The organism is Asanoa sp. NPDC049573, from assembly GCF_040676615.1.
Classification (GTDB): Bacteria; Actinomycetota; Actinomycetes; order Mycobacteriales; family Micromonosporaceae; genus Asanoa.
The window spans coordinates 78,476-95,363 of record NZ_JBFAPI010000012.1 but is presented as its reverse complement, the minus strand read 5'-3'; the positions used below and the strand labels follow the sequence as shown (position 1 = coordinate 95,363).

General features: G+C 72.2%; 18 protein-coding genes and 1 pseudogene. 13 read left to right on the top strand and 6 right to left on the bottom strand.

Annotation, left to right across the window (positions count from 1 at the left end):
* The first annotated feature begins 2 nt into the window (after positions 1-2).
* The 5 genes from ruvX (at position 3) to AB0J74_RS25110 (ending at position 4,218) form a co-directional block, all read left to right on the top strand.
* A complete protein-coding gene (gene ruvX / locus AB0J74_RS25130) occupies positions 3-461 on the top strand; it encodes a Holliday junction resolvase RuvX (protein WP_363452234.1) in 459 nt (152 codons plus the stop codon).
* A complete protein-coding gene (mltG, locus tag AB0J74_RS25125; RefSeq protein WP_363451936.1) occupies positions 458-1,657 on the top strand; it encodes an endolytic transglycosylase MltG in 1,200 nt (399 codons plus the stop codon). Before ruvX ends, mltG begins: the two co-directional genes overlap by 4 nt.
* Entirely contained in the window at positions 1,654-2,463 is an 810-nt protein-coding gene (locus AB0J74_RS25120; RefSeq protein ID WP_363451934.1) for a shikimate dehydrogenase, read from the top strand. Before mltG ends, AB0J74_RS25120 begins: the two co-directional genes overlap by 4 nt.
* 76 nt (positions 2,464-2,539) lie before the next feature.
* Entirely contained in the window at positions 2,540-3,718 is a 1,179-nt protein-coding gene (gene aroC, locus AB0J74_RS25115; protein WP_363451932.1) for a chorismate synthase, read from the top strand.
* The gene (locus tag AB0J74_RS25110; RefSeq protein WP_363451930.1) at positions 3,715-4,218 is read left to right on the top strand and encodes a shikimate kinase; all 504 of its coding nucleotides are present in this window, start codon (positions 3,715-3,717) and stop codon (positions 4,216-4,218) included. The genes aroC and AB0J74_RS25110 overlap by 4 nt, the downstream gene beginning before the upstream one ends.
* On the opposite strand, the gene AB0J74_RS25105 is transcribed toward AB0J74_RS25110, so the two are convergent.
* Positions 4,208-4,885, bottom strand: coding sequence for an alpha/beta hydrolase (locus AB0J74_RS25105; protein WP_363451928.1), 678 nt, complete (start codon positions 4,883-4,885; stop codon positions 4,208-4,210). The genes AB0J74_RS25110 and AB0J74_RS25105 overlap by 11 nt on opposite strands.
* 57 nt (positions 4,886-4,942) lie before the next feature.
* Between AB0J74_RS25105 and AB0J74_RS25100 the strand changes: the two genes are divergently transcribed.
* The 4 genes from AB0J74_RS25100 to aroB all read left to right on the top strand — a co-directional run bounded on the left by AB0J74_RS25100 (position 4,943) and on the right by aroB (position 8,576).
* The gene (locus tag AB0J74_RS25100; RefSeq protein ID WP_363451926.1) at positions 4,943-5,899 is read left to right on the top strand and encodes a YafY family protein; all 957 of its coding nucleotides are present in this window, start codon (positions 4,943-4,945) and stop codon (positions 5,897-5,899) included.
* Positions 5,900-6,040: 141 nt separating this feature from the next.
* Complete coding sequence (locus AB0J74_RS25095; RefSeq protein ID WP_363451924.1) at positions 6,041-6,982, top strand: AAA family ATPase; 942 nt, start codon at positions 6,041-6,043, stop codon at positions 6,980-6,982.
* Between the two features lie 32 nt (positions 6,983-7,014).
* Positions 7,015-7,500, top strand: a complete 486-nt coding sequence (locus tag AB0J74_RS25090) for a DinB family protein (protein WP_363451922.1) — start codon at positions 7,015-7,017, stop codon at positions 7,498-7,500.
* Positions 7,500-8,576: a 3-dehydroquinate synthase gene (gene aroB, locus AB0J74_RS25085; protein WP_363451920.1), complete on the top strand. Its 1,077-nt coding sequence runs from the start codon at positions 7,500-7,502 to the stop codon at positions 8,574-8,576. Before AB0J74_RS25090 ends, aroB begins: the two co-directional genes overlap by 1 nt.
* On the opposite strand, the gene AB0J74_RS25080 is transcribed toward aroB, so the two are convergent.
* Together AB0J74_RS25080 and AB0J74_RS25075 are read right to left on the bottom strand one after the other, a co-directional pair.
* Positions 8,557-9,219, bottom strand: coding sequence for a response regulator transcription factor (locus AB0J74_RS25080; protein WP_363451918.1), 663 nt, complete (start codon positions 9,217-9,219; stop codon positions 8,557-8,559). The two genes, aroB and AB0J74_RS25080, sit on opposite strands and share 20 nt — an antisense overlap.
* A complete protein-coding gene (locus tag AB0J74_RS25075) occupies positions 9,216-10,337 on the bottom strand; it encodes a sensor histidine kinase (RefSeq protein ID WP_363451916.1) in 1,122 nt (373 codons plus the stop codon). Before AB0J74_RS25075 ends, AB0J74_RS25080 begins: the two co-directional genes overlap by 4 nt.
* A gap of 195 nt (positions 10,338-10,532) precedes the next feature.
* Here AB0J74_RS25075 and AB0J74_RS25070 point away from each other — a divergent pair, with 195 nt between their 5' ends.
* The gene (locus AB0J74_RS25070) at positions 10,533-10,949 is read left to right on the top strand and encodes a DUF6220 domain-containing protein (protein ID WP_363451914.1); all 417 of its coding nucleotides are present in this window, start codon (positions 10,533-10,535) and stop codon (positions 10,947-10,949) included.
* Entirely contained in the window at positions 10,946-12,679 is a 1,734-nt protein-coding gene (locus AB0J74_RS25065) for a multicopper oxidase family protein (RefSeq protein ID WP_363451912.1), read from the top strand. The genes AB0J74_RS25070 and AB0J74_RS25065 overlap by 4 nt, the downstream gene beginning before the upstream one ends.
* A 240-nt stretch (positions 12,680-12,919) precedes the next feature.
* On the opposite strand, the pseudogene AB0J74_RS25060 reads toward AB0J74_RS25065, so the two are convergent.
* Together AB0J74_RS25060 and mptB are read right to left on the bottom strand one after the other, a co-directional pair.
* Positions 12,920-13,741 (bottom strand): annotated as a pseudogene (locus AB0J74_RS25060) (glycosyltransferase 87 family protein); the annotation flags it as partial.
* On the bottom strand, positions 13,738-15,162 hold the full coding sequence (gene mptB / locus AB0J74_RS25055) for a polyprenol phosphomannose-dependent alpha 1,6 mannosyltransferase MptB (protein WP_363451910.1): 1,425 nt from the start codon (positions 15,160-15,162) through the stop codon (positions 13,738-13,740). The pseudogene AB0J74_RS25060 and the gene mptB, both read right to left, overlap by 4 nt.
* A 74-nt stretch (positions 15,163-15,236) precedes the next feature.
* On the opposite strand from mptB, the gene efp reads away from it, so the two are divergent.
* On the top strand, positions 15,237-15,794 hold the full coding sequence (gene efp, locus AB0J74_RS25050; protein WP_363451908.1) for an elongation factor P: 558 nt from the start codon (positions 15,237-15,239) through the stop codon (positions 15,792-15,794).
* A gap of 23 nt (positions 15,795-15,817) precedes the next feature.
* Positions 15,818-16,228 (top strand): transcription antitermination factor NusB, encoded by a 411-nt coding sequence (nusB, locus tag AB0J74_RS25045; protein WP_363452232.1) that lies wholly within the window; start codon positions 15,818-15,820, stop codon positions 16,226-16,228.
* A gap of 64 nt (positions 16,229-16,292) precedes the next feature.
* Here the strand turns inward: nusB and AB0J74_RS25040 are convergent, their stop codons facing one another.
* Positions 16,293-16,781 carry a transcriptional regulator gene (locus AB0J74_RS25040; RefSeq protein WP_116069997.1) on the bottom strand — a complete coding sequence of 163 codons (489 nt, stop codon included), beginning with the start codon at positions 16,779-16,781 and terminating at the stop codon, positions 16,293-16,295.
* Between the last annotated feature and the right edge of the window lie 107 nt (positions 16,782-16,888).

The window sequence follows — 16,888 nt, the reverse complement described above, 5'->3', positions numbered from 1 at the left end:
GTCTGACCGCTTTTCCCCGGGGTGTACGACTCGGTGTTGATGTGGGTAACGTGCGTGTCGGGGTCGCAAGGTGCGACCCCGACGGCATTCTCGCTACGCCGCTGGTGACGCTGCGTCGTGACCTGAATGTCGGAAAAGACGCTGTTCCTGCAGATATCGCCGAAATTGCCCGACTAGTCGACGAGCACGAGATCATCGAAGTGGTGGTCGGCCTGCCCGTCACGCTGGCCGGCAAGGACGGACAGGCGGCGGTCGGGGCCAGGGCCTATGCTCTGCGGTTGGCGACGGTCATCGATCCGGTGCCCGTCCGGCTGGCAGACGAGCGGCTGTCCACCGTCGTCGCAACCCGTAGGCTGGCCGAGCGTGGCGTGCGGGGAAAGCGCCAACGCGCGGTGGTCGACCAGGCGGCCGCGGTGGAGATCCTGCAGGGCTGGCTGGACGCGCAGCGGAGGCGAACGTGATCGACGACCTTGACCTCGCGTTCGAGGAACGGTCCGACAAGGGCCGGCATCGTCGTGGATACCGCAAGAACGTCGGGAAGAAGAAGCGCAAGGGCGGCGGTGGCAAGACTGCCGTCGCTTTCCTCATGGCACTGGTGCTGCTCGGTGTGCTGGGCGTCGGGGCCTGGTACGGCTTCGACCGGATCCAGTCCTACTTCGTCACGGCCGACTACGACGGCGCGGGCACGGCCGAGAAGGTCAACATCGAGGTCAAGCAGGGCGCCAGCGCGACCGACATCGCCAACCTCATGGTCGCGGCCGACGTCGTGAAGAGCGCGAAGGCGTTCATCGAGGCCGCCGACGCGGACAGCCGGAGCAAGAACATCCAGCCCGGCGTGTACGGGCTGCACAAGCAGATGAGCGCGAAGGCCGCCCTGGCGGTCCTGGTCGACCCGAAAAACAAGATCGTCAACGGCGTGACGGTGCCCGAAGGCCTCACCATGCTGAGCACCTTCAAGAAGCTGTCCGAGCAGACCAAGATCCCGGTCAAGGACTTCCAGACCGCGGCGAAGAACGTCGACTCGTTCGATATCCCGCCGTTCTGGTTCGAACGCCGCGACGGCAAGAAGGTGACGAAGTCGCTCGAAGGCTTCCTGTTCCCGGACACCTACGAGATGCCGCCGAAGCCCACGGCCAAGCAGATCCTCGACATCATGGTCAACCGGTTCCTGACCGTCACCGGCGACATGAAGTTCGCCGACACCGTGCAGGCCAAGCGCGGCGGCATCGCGCCCTACGAGGCGTTGATCGTCGCGTCGCTGGCCCAGGCCGAGGCCGGCAACAAAGACGACCTGGGCAAGATTTCCCGAGTCGCCTACAACCGGGTCTACGACAAGGACATGCCGCTCCAGTTCGACGTCACGCTCAACTACGGCCTCGAGGTCGCCGGCAAGAAGACCAAGGCCTCGAAGGACATGACCGACGTCGACTACGCCGACGCGAGCAACAAATACAACAGCCACTACTACAAGGGTTTGACCCCCACGCCGATCGACAGTCCCGGCAAGGACGCGCTGCAGGGCGCGATGGACCCGCCGGCCGGCAAGTGGCTGTTCTTCGTGGCGATCGACGCACAGGGCCACTCGGCCTTCGCGGTGACCGACGCCGAGCACGAGGCCAACAAGCAGAAGGCCCGCGAGGCCGGGATCATCAATTGACCCGTGCCGCGGTCCTGGGCAAGCCCATCGCCCACTCGCTGAGCCCGCTGATCCATAACGCCGGCTACGCGGCGCTGGGCCTGGCCGACTGGTCCTACACGGCGATCGAGTGCGACGAGGCCGGCCTGCCCGGCTTCGTCGCCGGCCTCGGCCCGCAATGGGCCGGGTTGTCGCTGACCATGCCGCTCAAAGAGGTGGCGCTGACCGTGGCGACCGAGATCTCCCGGGTCGCGGCCACGGTCGGCGCGGCCAACACGCTGGTCCGCCGCGGCGATGGCTGGTATGCCACCAACACCGACGTCGAAGGCATGGTCAACCTGCTGATGGCCGCCGGCGTGCCGGCCGGCGCCCGCTTCACCGTGCTGGGCGCGGGCGGCACCGCCCGCGCGGCCCTGGCCGCCGCGTCCCAGCTGGCGGCCTCGTCGGTGACCGTGGTCGCCCGCCGCCCGCTGGCCATCGAGGAACTGTCGGCGGTGGCCGCCGACCTCGGCCTGCCGCTGCACCCGGCCCTGTGGCCCGACGCGGCGGCGTCGCTGGATGCCGACGTGGTCATCTCCACGGTCCCGAAGGGCGTGGCCGATCCGATCGCGATCAACGCCACCTGGCGCAAGGCGACGATCCTTTTCGACGCCCTCTACGACCCGTGGCCCACGCCGCTGGCGGATTCCGCCGCCCGCTCAGGCAGCCAGATCCTGTCGGGCCGAGACCTCCTGCTGGCCCAGGCCGAAGGCCAGTTCCGCCTCTTCACCGGCGTCGAACCCCCGACCGAGGCCATGCGCGACGCGCTCTACCGGTCCCGTTCCTGACCTCGTTGACGGGTGGATCCTGTGACCGGGTGACCGGATGGTGGCCGCGTGCGAGCGCCGTGGAAGACTTACCACCGTGTTGCGCTGGCTGACCGCAGGGGAATCGCATGGGCCGGCGTTGGTCGCTGTGCTCGAAGGGGTGCCGGCCGGGGTCGAGGTGACCACCGCCGAGATCGGGCGGCAGCTCGCCCGCCGCCGGCTCGGCTACGGGCGTGGCGCGCGGATGGCCTTCGAGCAGGACGTGGTCGAGATTCTCGGCGGCGTGCGGCACGGGGTCACCCTCGGCAGCCCGGTCGCCGTGCGGGTGGGCAACTCCGAGTGGCCCAAGTGGGAGACCGTCATGTCGGCCGACCCGGTCGACCCGGAGCTGCTGGCCGCCCAGGCCCGCAACGCACCGCTGACCCGCCCCCGACCGGGGCACGCCGACCTGGCCGGGATGCAGAAATACGGCTACACCGACGCGCGGCCGATCCTCGAGCGGGCCAGTGCGCGGGAGACCGCCGCCCGCGTGGCGGTCGGCACCGTCGCGCGGGAACTGGTGCGGCAGGGGCTCGGTATCGAGATCGTGTCGCACGTCGTCGAGCTCGGCAGCGTCGCGGCCAAGCCGGGGTTGCATCCGCGGCCCGAAGACGCCGAGCGGATCGACGCCGACCCGCTGCGCTGCCTCGACCCCGACGCCAGCGCGCGGATGGTCGCCGAGGTCGACGCGGCCAAGAAAGACGCCGACACCCTCGGCGGAGTGGTCGAGGTCCTGGCCTACGGCGTGCCGCCGGGGCTGGGCAGCCACGTGCAGTGGGACCGCAAGCTCGACGCCCGGCTGGCCACCGCGCTGATGTCGATCCAGGCGATCAAGGGGGTCGAGGTCGGCGACGCCTGGACCCAGGCCCGGTCCCGCGGTTCGCGGGCCCACGACGAGATCATCCCGACTGCCAACGGGGTCAAGCGGGTCACCGACCGCGCCGGCGGGCTCGAGGGTGGGATCACGACCGGCGAGCCATTGCGCGTACGCGCCGCGATGAAGCCGATCTCCTCGCTCAACCGGGCCCTGTCGACGGTGGACGTCACGACCGGCGAGCCGGCCACCGCCATCAACCAGCGCTCCGACGTGTGTGCCGTGCCGGCCGCCGCGATCGTCGCCGAGTCGATGGTCGCGCTGGTGCTGGCCGAGGCCGCGGTGGAGAAGTTCGGTGGCGACTCGATCGTCGAGATCCGCCGCAACCTGGCCGGCTACCTCGACAACCTGGTGATCCGGTGAGCCCGCGGGCGATCCTGGTCGGCGCGCCCGGCGCGGGCAAGACCAGCACCGGCGAGGCGCTGGCCGCCCGGCTGGGCGTGGCGTTCCGCGACACCGACGCCGACATCGAGGCGGCCGCCGGCAAGCCGATCCCGGAGATCTTCCTCGACGAGGGCGAGCAACACTTCCGGGCCCTCGAACGGGCCGCGGTGGCCGCCGCGGTCGGCGACTTCGACGGTGTGCTCGCCCTCGGCGGCGGCGCGATCATGGCCGAGGAGAACCGGGCCCTGCTCGCGGGGCACCAGGTCGTGCACCTGGTGGTGAGCCTCGGCGAGGCGGTCAAGCGGGTCGGCCTCAGCGCCGGGCGGCCGCTGCTCGCGATCAACCCGCGTGCCACCCTGAAATACCTGCTCGACCAGCGGATGCCGCTCTACGAGTCGGTCGCGGCGATCAGCGTCGAGACCGACGGGCGCAGCCCGGACGAGGTCGCCGAGGAGATCGCCGCGCGGCTCAAGCCCTGAGCAATTCGGCCAGCCGGGCCGGCTCCGACAGCATCGGCCAGTGGCCGGTCGGCAGCGGCCGGATCACCACGTCGTCGCCCATCGCCGCGAAGAACGGGTGGCCCGCGGCCCGCATCTGCGTGATCTGTTCCGGCGAGAACATGCACGCGATCAGGGTCGCCGGAGCGGTCAGATTTCCGCCGCGACGAAGCGGCTGGGCCACCGATGCGTAGGGGTGGGTGGTCGACCGTTCGCGCAGCAGCGCCAGCATCTGCTCGTCGAGACCGACCAGCGAAGGGTCGGCGTCGTTCGCTTCCCAGGAGGGCGGCGGCACCGGATCGGTCGACTCCGGCGGCGGCCCGGACATGTCGAGCTGCCGGGTGCCGTCCGGCAGCGGTCCACTGTCCACATAGACCACTCGGGAGACCGGGATCCGCGTAGCGGCCGCGCTGACCGGCATCCCGCCGTAGCTGTGTCCAACCAGGACGATGTCGTCGTGGCCGCGCGCGGCGTCGATGATGTCGGTGACGTGCTGCTCGAGATCGGAGTCAACGCCGGCTCGCTCGCCCACGCCGGTCAGCGTCACCGGGATCGCGACGTCGCCGGCGGCCCGCAGGCGCGTCGCGACCTCGTTCCACACCCAGCCGCCGAGCCACATGCCGGGCACCAACACGAATGTCTCAGTCATGGTGGCGAGCGTAGAGTGACATCCGGACGCTTTCGGTCCGGATAAGGAGCGTGACGGGTGTCACATCCCGCTTCCCGGGTCCTGGGCATGCTGGAGCTGCTCCAGACCCACCACCACCTGACCGGCGCCGATCTCGGCGCCCGGCTCGGCGTCGACGAGCGCACCGTGCGCCGCTATGCCACCACGCTCGCCGACCTGGGCATCCCGGTCACCGCCGCGCGCGGCCGCTACGGCGGCTACCGGCTGAGCCCGGGCTACAAGCTGCCGCCGCTGATGCTCACCGACGACGAGGCGGCCGCCGTGGTGCTGGGCCTGATCGCGGCCGAACACCTCGGGTTGACCACCGAGGCGCCGGCGACCGGGCCGGCGCTGGCGAAGATCCGGCGGGTGTTGCCGACGAACCTGGCCGAGCGCCTGGCGGGCGTGCAGGAAAGCCTCGGTTTCACGCTGAATCGCAGCGCGACCGCGGCGCGGCCGGCGACCACCACGCTGCTCGCGCTCGGCGCCGCGGCCCGGGCCACCCGGCGCGTCAGCATCACCTACCGGTCCTGGCGGGGTGCGGTCTCGCTGCGCGACGTCGACCCCTACGGCCTGGTCTTCCACGCCGGGCGGTGGTATCTCACGGGTTTCGACCACCGGCGCGGCGAGATCCGCACCTTCCGGCTCGACCGGATCGCCGCGGTCGACCTGGGCGAGGCGACGTTCACCGTTCCGGACGGGTTCGACGCGGTCGGGCATGTCACCCGTTCGTTGGCCGGTGTCCCCTATACGTGGGAGGTCGAGGTGCTGTTCGAGGCCGATCTGGCCCAGGTGCGGCGCCGGGTCCCGGCCAGTGTTGCCGAGATCACCGAGACCGCCGACGGCGTGCTGATGCGGGCCCGGGCCCAGAGCCTGCCCGGAATGGCGCAAATGCTGGCCGGATTGGGCTGGCCGTTCCGGATCGTCGGCCCGCCGGAGCTGCGGGACGCGGTGCGCGCACACGGCGAGCTACTGATCCAGCACGCGGCGCGTTGAATCTCCACAGAGGACGCTCGGGTCGAGCAAACGGGCGATCGGCGGGCCGCTGGACGGGTGTTAAAATTTTGGAGATTGGCGTAAAGCGGACGTGTCTCGCCCTTCGGGCAATTCCGTCCTCTACTTCGAGGATCGAGGCGCATGGGCAACCAGCGGTCCATCACCGTCAACGGTGATTTGGGAAGCGGCAAGAGCACCGTGTCGGTAGGCCTGGCGGAGCGTCTCCATCTGCGCCGGATCAGTGTCGGAGACCTTTACCGTGAGATGGCCCGCCAGCGGGGCATGACAGCGCTGCAGCTCAACCTGCACGCCGAGCTCGACGACGTGATCGACGGAACCGTCGACGCGATGCAGCGGGAGATCGCCGAGTCGGGTGAGCGGGTCATCATGGACAGCCGGCTGGCCTGGTTCTTCTTCACCAAGGGCTTCAAGGTCCACCTGATCACCGACCCGACCGTGGCCGCCCGGCGGGTGCTCGGCCGGCCGGCCAACGAGGTGGAGAACTACGCCACCCTCGAAGAGGCCAAGGACCGGTTGCGCAGCCGCAGCGAGAGCGAGCGCCAGCGGTTCCTGACCCGCTACCACGCCGACAAGCACAACCTGCGCAACTACGACCTGGTCTGCGACACCACCCGGGCCCGTCCCGAAGAGGTCATCGACCTGGTGGTCGGCGCGATCGAGGGCCGGCTCGGCGCGCGGGTGCTCGCCGACAGCCCGCCGCTGCTGCTGCTCGACCCGGCCCGGATCTACCCGACGGGCGACATCTCCGCGCTGCGCGGGATGGACGAGACCGCGGTGGCGACCGACTCGCTCGAACCGATCTCGATCGGCTACGCCGACTCGCGGTTCTTCGTCGTCGACGGGCACCGGCGGCTCAGCGCGGCGCTGCGGGCCGGTTCCAACCTGGTGCCGGGAACCCTGCTGGCGCAGGACAACGACCCGGTGGTCGGTGGGCTGACGGCCCGCGAGTTCTTCGCCTCGACCGTGACCATGACCAAGGTGTACGACTGGCAGGAAGCGCACGGCACCGAGTTGGAGATGCCGGCGCACGCGCTCGGCGACCCGGCTCCGGTGCGCGGCTGAGAATGTCGGTGCCGCCGCATACAGTCGTCGGCATGGGTTCTGAGCGTGCCGATTTGTTGGCTTCCCTGCGGCGGCACCGCGGGTTTCTGTTGTTCACCGTCGGCGGCCTGACCGACGAGCAGGCGCGGTCGACGCCGACCGCGAGCGCGCTCTGCCTCGTCGGGCTGCTCCGGCACGTCGCCGACACCGAGCGGCGCTGGGGCGCGTTCGCGGCCGGCGGCGCCGCCGAGATGGAGAAGATCGAGGTCGACTGGGCCAGCGGCTTCACCATGCCGGCCGGCGCGACGCTGGCCGACGTGGTGGCCGACTTCACCGAGGCCGCGGCCGGCACCGACACGCTGGTCGAGACGCTCGACCTCGACAGGCTCCACGAGCTGCCCAGGGCGCCCTGGTTCGAGCCGGGCGCGTCGTGGTCGGTCCGCCGGGTGTTCCTCCACGTGATCGCCGAGATCTCCCAACACGCGGGACACGCCGACATCATCCGCGAGTCGATCGACGGTCAGAAGACGATGGGTTGATGGAAGAGATCACGCGCATCCCGGTCGGTGGTGAGCAGGCCTACGACGTGGTGGTCGGGCGCCGGCTCACCGATCAGCTCGGCGCCCTGCTGCCGGGCGCGGAGCGGGTCGCGGTGCTCGCCTCGGCGCCGCTCGCGGCCCGGGCCGACAGCGTCGAGGCCGCGCTGCGCGCGGGCGGCCGCGAGGTGACCCGCATCGAGATCGCCGACGCCGAGAGCGGCAAGACGATCGAGACGGCCGCCGCCTGCTGGGACCGCCTCGGCGCGGCCGGCTTCACCCGCTCCGACGCGGTGGTGCCGGTCGGTGGCGGCGCGGCCACCGACCTGGGCGGCTACGTCGCCGCGGCCTGGCTGCGCGGCGTCCGCTGGGTGCCCATGCCGACCTCGCTGCTCGGCATGGTCGACGCGGCCGTCGGCGGCAAGACCGGCATCAACACCGCGGCCGGCAAGAACCTGGTCGGTGCCTTCCACCCGCCGGCCGGGGTGCTCTGCGACCTCGACGCGCTCGACTCGCTCCCGCCGGCCGACCTGACCGCCGGCCTGGCCGAGGTGGTCAAGTGCGGGTTCATCGCCGAGCCGGCGATCCTCGACCTGATCGAGCGCGACCCGCGCGCGGCCGCCGACCCGGCCGGGCCGGCCGTCCGCACCCTGATCGAATACGCCGTGCGGGTCAAGGCCGACGTCGTCGGCGGCGACCTCAAGGAGTCCGGCCGGCGCGAGATCCTCAACTACGGCCACACGCTGGCCCACGCGATCGAGAAGGTCGAGCACTACACCTGGCGACACGGCGACGCGGTCGCCGTGGGCCTGGTCTTCGCGGCCGAGCTCAGCCGCCGGGCCGGCCGCCTCGACGATGCCACGGCCGACCGGCACCGCGCGGTCCTGACCGCGTTGGGCCTGCCGACCGGCTACCGCTCGGAGGCCTGGCCCGACCTGCTGGCCGCGATGCGGGTCGACAAGAAGGCCCGCGGCTCCCGGCTGCGGTTCATCGTGCTCGACGCGCTGGCCACGACCGACGTGCTCGACGGGCCCGGCGACGCCCTGCTGGCCGAGGCGTTCACCGCCGTCGCGGTGTGATCAGGCCCGACTCATAGGCCCAGACCACGAGTTGGGCCCGGTCGCGGCAGTGCAGCTTCGTCATCGCCCGGTTGACGTGGGTCTTGGCGGTCAGCGGGCTGATCACCATCCGTCCGGCGATCTCGTCGTTGCTCAGCCCCCGCGCGACAAGTTCGACGATCTCCTGCTCGCGGGCGGTCAGCACCTGGCGGCCGGCGGCCGGGTCGGCCGGCGCCGGGCCGGTGACGAACTCGCTGATCAGCGTGCGGGTCACGGCCGGGGCGAGCAGCGCGTCGCCGCGGGCCACCACGGCGACGGCCTGCAGCAGGTCGGCCGGGTCGGCGTCCTTGAGCAGAAACCCGCTGGCACCGGCCCGCAGCGCCGCGAAGACGTAGGAGTCCAGGCCGTAGTTGGTGAGGATCAGGACCCGCACCCCGCTCAGGGCCGGGTCGGCGGCGATCCGCCGGGTCGCCTCGATACCGTCGAGGCCGGGCATCTGCACGTCCATCAGCACGACGTCGGGCCGCAGGCGGCGCGCCTCCGCGAGGGCCGCGGCGCCGTCGGCCGCCTCGCCGACCACGGCCAGGTCGTCTTCGGCCTCCAGCAGGGCCCGGAAGCCGGCCCGCATCAGGGCCTGGTCGTCGGCCAGCAGAACCCGGATCACGAGGGCACGTCCAGCGGGAACGTGGCCCGCACGGCGAACCCGCCGCCCTCGCACGGCGCCGCGTCCAGCGTGCCGCCCAGCCCGGTGACCCGCTCCCGCATCCCGCGCAGGCCCACACCCGGCGTCGTCGGCCGCACCGGCGACGCCTGGCCGTCGTCGGTCACCGAGACGGTCAGCAGCGCCGGCGCGTACTCGATCCGGACCTGTGCCGTGGCCGGCCCGGCGTGGCGGGCGACGTTGGTCAGCGCCTCCTGCACGACGCGGTAGCCGGCCTGGTCGACCTCGGCCGGCACCTCCCGCGGGTCACCCACGACGGTCAGGTGCGCGGGCACGCCGGCCGCCAGCGTCCGCTCGGCCAGTTCACCGACCCGGGCGAGCCCGACCGGATCGGCGTCGAACGGCGCCCGCAACACGTCGAGCGTCGCCCGCAACTCCTGCATCGCGGCGCCGCTGGCCTCCTGGATCGCCAGCAGCGCGCTCGACGGCTCCTCGTCGCGCTTGCGGGCCAGGTGCACCGCGATCCCGGCCTGCACCTTGATGAGCGAGATGTTGTGGGTCAGCGAGTCGTGCAGGTCGCGGGCGATCCGCAGCCGTTCCTCACCGGCCCGGCGCAACGCCACCTCGTCGCGGGTGCGTTCGGCCTCGACCGCCCGCTGCTCGACCTGTTCGAGGTAGGCCCGGCGCTGGCGCGCGACCAGGCCGCCGACGTTGGCCGCCACGAACCAGCCCAACAGCAGCGAGGTGCGTTCGAGAATCACCAGGTCGGCCGGCGCGAGGGAGACGTCGCGGGCCAGGAAGCCGCCGAGGAAGACCAGGCTGGCCAGCCCGGCGGCGGCGCGGTGGCCGCGCCACGCGGCCAGGTAGACCGTGCCGAGGACGGCGAACGCGGCGGCCACCCCACCGTGCACCCGGACGTAGAAGCCCAACATGGACCCGGTCACCACGACCAGCGCGACCAGTGGGTAGCGCCGGCACGCGGCGACGGCCGCCACCATCACCAGGACCAGGACGACGTCGAGCGCACGCACCACGGCCGCGTCCGGCGTGATCGCGGCGTCGCCGAGCACGAGGACGCCGAGGATCACACCGGCGAGGGCGTACGGCAGATCCGGGCGCATGATCGCACTGTAGAACGGCCGCCGGCACCGGTCATCCCGCGCTCGCGGTAGATCCGGCGTACCGCGGTCGTGGTATCCGCGGTGGGTCAACTGCCTGCGGCCGCACGACGCTTTCCCGTCAAGTCCGGCCGAGCATCGACGCCATGCACATCGAACACACCCTCCCGACCTTCGCCGGCTGAACCGGAGACCACCATGCGCAGAGCGTTCGTCGTCGCCAGTGCCCTGTTGCTCGCCGCCTTCGCCCTCCAGTTCGTCTTCGCCGCCGTGGGCGCGTTCACCGAACCCGCCCACGACGGCGGCTATGCCCTGCACAGCGTCAACGGGCTGGCCGTCATCCCCGCCCTCACGCTGCTCGCGGCCCTGTTCGCCGCGCTGGCCAAGGCGCCGGGCCGGGTCATCGGCCTGACCCTGCTGCCGCTCGGTTTCGTCATCCTGCAGGAACTGCTCGTCACGCTGGTGCACGCGTTCACCGACGACGCCGGCGGCAGCACCCCGCTGGGCCTGACCATCGGCGGCCTGCACGCGGTCAACGGGATCATCGCCGTGCACGTCGTGGTCGGCGTCCTGCGCGCGGCACGGAAGCTGGCCGAACCGGTGGCGGTGGCATGAGCACCGGTTCGCTGCTGGCCGCCGACCTCGTCGTCGGCGTCCTGGCGCCCGCCGGGTGGCTGGGCGGTGGTGCCGCGGCCGCGGCCGGGCGCCGCCCGATCGCGCTCGCGCTGGCCGCGTTCGGGCTGCTCGCGACCCTCGGGCGGGCGGCAACGGTCACCGCACTGGCCGGCGCCGGCTGGTGGTTCGCCGCGGAGAAGGTGCTGATCGCCGCTCCGCTGTCGCTCGCGGCGGTGGTCGTGGCCGGGCAGGGGCTGGTCCGGGCACCGGTCGACATCCGGCCCGCCGCACTGCCGCTGCTCTTCGCCGGGTACGCCGAGGCCAGCGCGCTGCTGGTGACAGTCCTGCACGGCTACCCGGCCTCGCCGGCGGCCGGACTGCTGGCGGCCGGCGGCACCGCCGCCGCGACCGCGCTGTCGCGGCGCGTGCTCGGCGCCAACCCGTCCCGGGCAACCTTCCTGGTCGCCGCGGTGGCCATGCTGGCCGGCATCGGCCTGGCGGTTGCGCCCGCGGACGCCACCGGCGCGACCACCGCGCACCAGCACGGCTATCCGGCCGCGGCGCCGGTGGGCGAGCCGACCAGGCGGTTCACCCTGACGGCGGCCACCGCGACGGTGCGGGTGGCCGGCCGGCCGGTCGCGGCGTGGGCGTTCAACGGTCAGGTTCCCGGGCCGGAGTTGACCGCCACCGTCGGCGACGTCCTGGAGGTGACCCTGCGCAACACCGACATCGCGCGCGGCGTCACGTTGCACTGGCACGGCTACGACGTGCCCACTGACCAGGACGGGGTGCCCGGTGTGACGCAGGCCGCGGTGCTGCCGGGCCAGGAGTTCGTCTACCGGTTCCGGGCCGACCAGCCCGGGACCTACTGGTATCACACGCACGAGGCGTCCGACGTCGGTGTCCGGATGGGGCTCTACGGCGTTCTCGTGGTGCGCCCGACGCCGGCCACGGGGGTCGACGTCACGGTGCCCGTGCACACCCTGGCCGGCCACAGCCTGCCCGAGCCGCGCACCGAGCCGGCGAAGCCGGGGGAGCCGGTGCGGCTGCGGCTGCTCAACACCGACAGCACGACACACCGCTACGCCCTGGCCGGCACGGCGTTCCGGGTCGCCGCGATCGACGGTGCGGACCTCGCCGGTCCAGGGTCGATTGTGGACACCGCGGTGCTCGTTCCCGCGGGCGGCCGTTACGACCTGGTGTTCACCGCACCCGCGGCGCCGGTCGGGCTGTTCGTCGACGGGCGGCTGGTCTACTCGACCGGCCCGGTCTCGGCGGCGACCCTGGACTGGCCGGTGCTGGACCCACTGGCCTACGGCAGCGCCGCGCAGGTGCCGTGGTCACGGTTCGACAAGACGTTCACGCTGGTGCTCGACCGCGGGCTCGACCTGCACGGCCTGCTCCCGCGGTATGCGCACACGGTCAACGGCGCCGCCGATCCGGACATCCCGCCCGAGGTGGTGCAGGACGGCGACATCGTCCGGTTCACCATCGTCAACCGGTCGACGGTGGTGCACCCGTGGCACCTGCACGGCCATCACGTCCTGGTCCTGTCCCGCGACGGCCGGCGGGCCACCGGCAGTCCACTGTGGCTGGACTCGTTCGACGTGCGGCCCGGCGAGGTCTGGGAGGTCGCGTTCGTGGCCGACAACCCCGGAGTGTGGGCCAACCACTGCCATAACCTGGCCCACGCCCAGGCGGGGATGATGCTGCACCTGATGTATGCCTGAGCCGTCGACGGGCAGGAACGCGAGCAGGCCGAGGGCGATCCAGACATACAGGTTGCTGCCCAGGACGGCGGCCGGCGACGGGCCCCCGCCGGCCCACAGCCAGACGGCGCTGGTGCACAGCAAGACGTAGGCGGCGACGACCAGCGGGCGGGCGAGCCGGCCGCGGGCACCCGTCCAGGCCAGGTGGAGGGCGGGCAGCAGCCAGACCAGGTGGTGCACCCAGGTCACCGGGCTGATCAGGCAGGTCGTCACGCCGGTCAGGGCGAAACCGGCCCGGTGGTCGCCGGCCGCGGCCGCCCGGCGGACCCGCACGGTCCACAGTGCGCAGACGACCAGCACCGCGGCGACCCACCACCACCCCGGCAGGCCCGCCCGTGCCACCAGGCCGCGCAGCGACTGGTTGGAGACGTAGGCCAGGTCGCCGACCCGGCCGGTGTTCCAGAGGGCCTCGGTCCAGAATGTCCGCGACGCCGCCGGGGCCAGCGCGGCGGCGATCAGCACGGCGGAGGCAACCGTGCCGGTCGCCACGCAGAACGCGTGCCAGCGCCGGGCCACCGCCAGGTAGGCCAGGAACAGGCCGGGCGTCAGCTTGACCGCGGTGGCCAGCCCGATGCCGACGCCGACCCGGGGCGAGGGGCGCAGGTCCCACCAGACCAGGGCCAGCAGGACCAGGTTGACCTGGCCGAAGCTGACCGTGTCGCGGACCGGCGCGAGAAACACGCAGAGCAGCGCCACGAACAGCCATGGGCGCCAGCCGGGACCGGCCAGCGAGCGGATCACCAGCCCGCCGGCGACCACGTTGACCGCGATGCTGACCGCGATCACCGTGTGCCACGGCAGCGGCGCCAGCGGGACGAACAGCAGCGCCGCGAACGGGGGATAGGTGAAGCCGTACACCGTGCCCGGTCGTAGGTAGTCGTAGAGCTGCCCGCCGGCCAGCGCGTGCCGCACCGCTCCGTAGTAGACGCCGACGTCGAAGAAGCCGCGGCGGCCGGGCACCACGACGACCCAGAGCACGGCCAGCCCGGCCAGGACGGCCAGGGTGCGGCGCGAGGCGGTCATCGGGCCAGACCGGGCGCCAGGTCGTCGTCCGGCGCGAAGGCGGTCATCACCAGCAGGGCAACCGCCAGAGCGCCACCGAGTACGGCGAAACCGAGCGTCCCGGCCGTCGGCGCGAAGCCGTCGGGGAGCACCACCAGCGCGAGCACGGCGCACGCGGCCGCGGCGAACCGGCCCGCCCGCCCGTGCGGCGCGGCGGCGGCCAGCGGGACCACCGCCCAGAGCAGGTACCAGGGGCGCACCGCCGGGCCGAACGCGACCACGCCGCCGAGCACCAGGCCGACGCCCCGCACCGGGCCCAGCGTCCGCCGCCGGTACCAGACCAGCAGGGCCGCGGCGACCGCCGCGCACATGCCGGCGAGCCGCCACGCGGTCATCGGCGCGGTGCCGAGCGAAGCGTCCAGCGCGGTCAGCAGGTCGGCGTTGGCGCGGCCGAGGACGCTGGTCACCGACCAGCTGTCGGCCGTCACCGGGGTACGCAGCGCGCCGATCCAGCCGAACCCGGTGCCGGCGACCCAGGTCACCGCGACCGTCGTGCCGCCGGCGACCGCCGCGGTGCCGACGACGGCGCGCCATCGCGCGCCGGCCCGTTGTGCCCAGATCACCGCGATCGCGGCCAGCGCGACCGCGGCCGGCGCCTTGACCAGGGCCGAGAGCGTGACGACGAGCGCGCCGGGCGCGGGCCGCCCGGCCATCGCCAGGGCCAGGCCGGCGGCCAGCAGGCCGAGCATGATCGCGTCGTTGTGCGCGCCGCCGACGAGGTGCAGCAGCACCAGCGGGTTGAGCACGGCCAGCCAGAGCGCGGCGGCGGGCGGCACGCCACACCGCCGGGCCAGCGGCGGCACGGTCAGGGCGAGCAGCGTCACCCCGGCCAGGGCCACCGACCGCATCAGGAGTACGCCCAGCGTCACGTGCCCGCCGGCCAGGGTGGCCGCGGCGGTGGCCAGCAGCAGGAACGCCGGGCCGTACGGCGTCGGGGTGTGCTGCCAGATCGCCGGCACCTCCAGGCCGAACGGGCCGCCCAGCGCGGCCGGGCCGGCGTGGTAGACGTCGAGCCCGGCCCGGACCATCGCGCCCTGCGCCAGGTAGCTGTAGACGTCGCGGCTGAACACCGGCGGCGCGATCAGCAGTGGCGCGGCCCACATGATCAGCGTGGCCAGCAGTTCGTCCACCCGGGGCGGCCGCTGGCGCACCAGCCTGCCCAGCCGCCACCAGGCGACCACGAGCAGCACGAGACCGAAGGAGGCCACCGCGACGCCGGCGTTGAACAGGTCGACCGGGAGGTCGGGGCGGGCGAGCGGCCCCTCGGACGGCCCGGTGCCGGCGCCCAGGCCGCCCAGCGCGACACACATCGTGCCGGCCACCCCCCAGGCCCGGCACCGCCCCAGTTGGCCGGCGATGTCGGTGACGACCGGCTCGGACACCCGAGGAAGATGGCATCCGTTGATGGCCGGTAGACTCGTAGCGTCTGTCCGCCGAGTGAAGATCAAGGCAGGAAATGGCCACCACTAACGACCTGAAGAACGGTCTCGTCCTCAACCTCGACGGCGAGCTGTGGTCCGTCGTGGAGTTCCAGCACGTCAAGCCCGGCAAGGGTGGCGCTTTCGTGCGCACCACGCTGAAGAACGTGCTCTCCGGGAAGGTCGTCGACAAGACCTTCAACGCGGGGACCAAGGTCGAAACCGCCACCGTCGACAAGCGCACGATGCAATACCTCTACGCCGACGGTGAAGACTTCGTCTTCATGGATCTCGACACCTTCGACCAGATCCACGTGAGCGGCGGCACCGTCGGTGAGGCGGCCAACTACCTGCTGCCCGAGGCCGAGGCCATCGTCGCCACCCACGAGAGCGTCCCGCTCTACGTCGAACTGCCGACCAGCGTCGTGCTCGAGGTCACCTACACCGAGCCCGGCCTGCAGGGCGACCGCTCCACCGGCGGCAACAAGCCGGCCACGGTGGAGACCGGCGCGACCGTCTCGGTCCCGCTGTTCATCACCACCGGTGAGAAGATCAAGGTCGACACCCGCGACGGCCGTTACCTCGGCCGCGCCTGATGGCGGAGGGCCCCAAGACCTCGATGCCCGCCCGCCGCAAGGCGCGCAAGCGGGCCCTCGACGTGTTGTTCGAAGCCGACCTGCGCGACCGGCCGGCCGGTGACGTGCTCACCGACTACGTCGCGCGACTGGAGCGCCCGCTGCCCGGTCACCTCGACTACGCGCTGGGCCTGGTCAACGGCGTCGCGGCGCACCTCGACCGGATCGACGAGCTGATCGGCAGCTACGCCGAGGGCTGGACGATCGACCGGATGCCGGTGGTCGACCGCAACCTGGCCCGGATCGCCGTCTACGAGTTGCTCTACGTCGACGAGATCGACGACGCCGTCGCGATCTCGGAGGCGGTCGAGTTGGCCCGGCAGATGTCGACCGACGACAGCCCGCGGTTCCTCAACGGCCTGCTTGGCCGGATCGCCGAGTACGCATCCCGCTAACGACGACAAAGGGCCCCTTCCACCGCGGTAGCGGTGGCCAGGGGCCCTTTGGCGTGGAAGGGGACTAGCTGGCGAAGAACGCGCGGGGGTCGGCGACCAGGACACCGTGCTCGTTGAGGCGCTCGATGAGCCCCGACGGCGACGAGTCGTAGACGATCGCCAGCGCGCGCAGGTCGTCGGCCCGGATCGAGAGCACCCGGCCGTTGTAGTCACCGCGCTGCTGCTGGATGGCGCGCGCGTAACGGGCGACGTAGGCCAGGTCCTCGGAGGCGTCGTCGTAGAGGCGCTCCAGGTCGAGGACGATCTTGTTGGTCGGCTCGTGGCGGACGCCGCTGCCGTCGGGCAGCAGTTCCGAGACGGGCACCCGGTAGAAATCGGCCAGCTCGGCGAGGCGGGACACCGTCACGGCCCGGTCGCCGCGCTCGTAGGAGCCGACGACGACCGCCTTCCAGCGACCGTTCGACTTCTCCTCCACACCTTGCAGGGAGAGGCCCTGCTGCTGGCGGATGGAGCGCAGGCGCGCACCCAACGACTTGGCGTACTCAGAAGGCATTGACGACTCTCCCAGTGCTGGTACCCGGGGTTCTCCCCAGCGTTCGCTACGGAGCGTGACGGTACGGGGAATGAGAGAACTGGTCAAGTGCTCATTACCCATCACTT

What these genes read in the sequence shown, in the direction of transcription:
- AB0J74_RS25105 (WP_363451928.1), bottom strand. Translation starts at nt 4,885, where the DNA reads ATGACTGAGACATTCGTGTTGGTGCCCGGCATGTGGCTCGGCGGCTGG.
- nusB (WP_363452232.1), top strand. Translation starts at nt 15,818, where the DNA reads ATGCCCGCCCGCCGCAAGGCGCGCAAGCGGGCCCTCGACGTGTTGTTC.
- efp (WP_363451908.1), top strand. Translation starts at nt 15,237, where the DNA reads ATGGCCACCACTAACGACCTGAAGAACGGTCTCGTCCTCAACCTCGAC.
- AB0J74_RS25040 (WP_116069997.1), bottom strand. Translation starts at nt 16,781, where the DNA reads ATGCCTTCTGAGTACGCCAAGTCGTTGGGTGCGCGCCTGCGCTCCATC.
- AB0J74_RS25090 (WP_363451922.1), top strand. Translation starts at nt 7,015, where the DNA reads ATGGGTTCTGAGCGTGCCGATTTGTTGGCTTCCCTGCGGCGGCACCGC.
- AB0J74_RS25065 (WP_363451912.1), top strand. Translation starts at nt 10,946, where the DNA reads ATGAGCACCGGTTCGCTGCTGGCCGCCGACCTCGTCGTCGGCGTCCTG.
- aroB (WP_363451920.1), top strand. Translation starts at nt 7,500, where the DNA reads ATGGAAGAGATCACGCGCATCCCGGTCGGTGGTGAGCAGGCCTACGAC.
- AB0J74_RS25075 (WP_363451916.1), bottom strand. Translation starts at nt 10,337, where the DNA reads ATGCGCCCGGATCTGCCGTACGCCCTCGCCGGTGTGATCCTCGGCGTC.
- AB0J74_RS25070 (WP_363451914.1), top strand. Translation starts at nt 10,533, where the DNA reads ATGCGCAGAGCGTTCGTCGTCGCCAGTGCCCTGTTGCTCGCCGCCTTC.
- AB0J74_RS25095 (WP_363451924.1), top strand. Translation starts at nt 6,041, where the DNA reads ATGGGCAACCAGCGGTCCATCACCGTCAACGGTGATTTGGGAAGCGGC.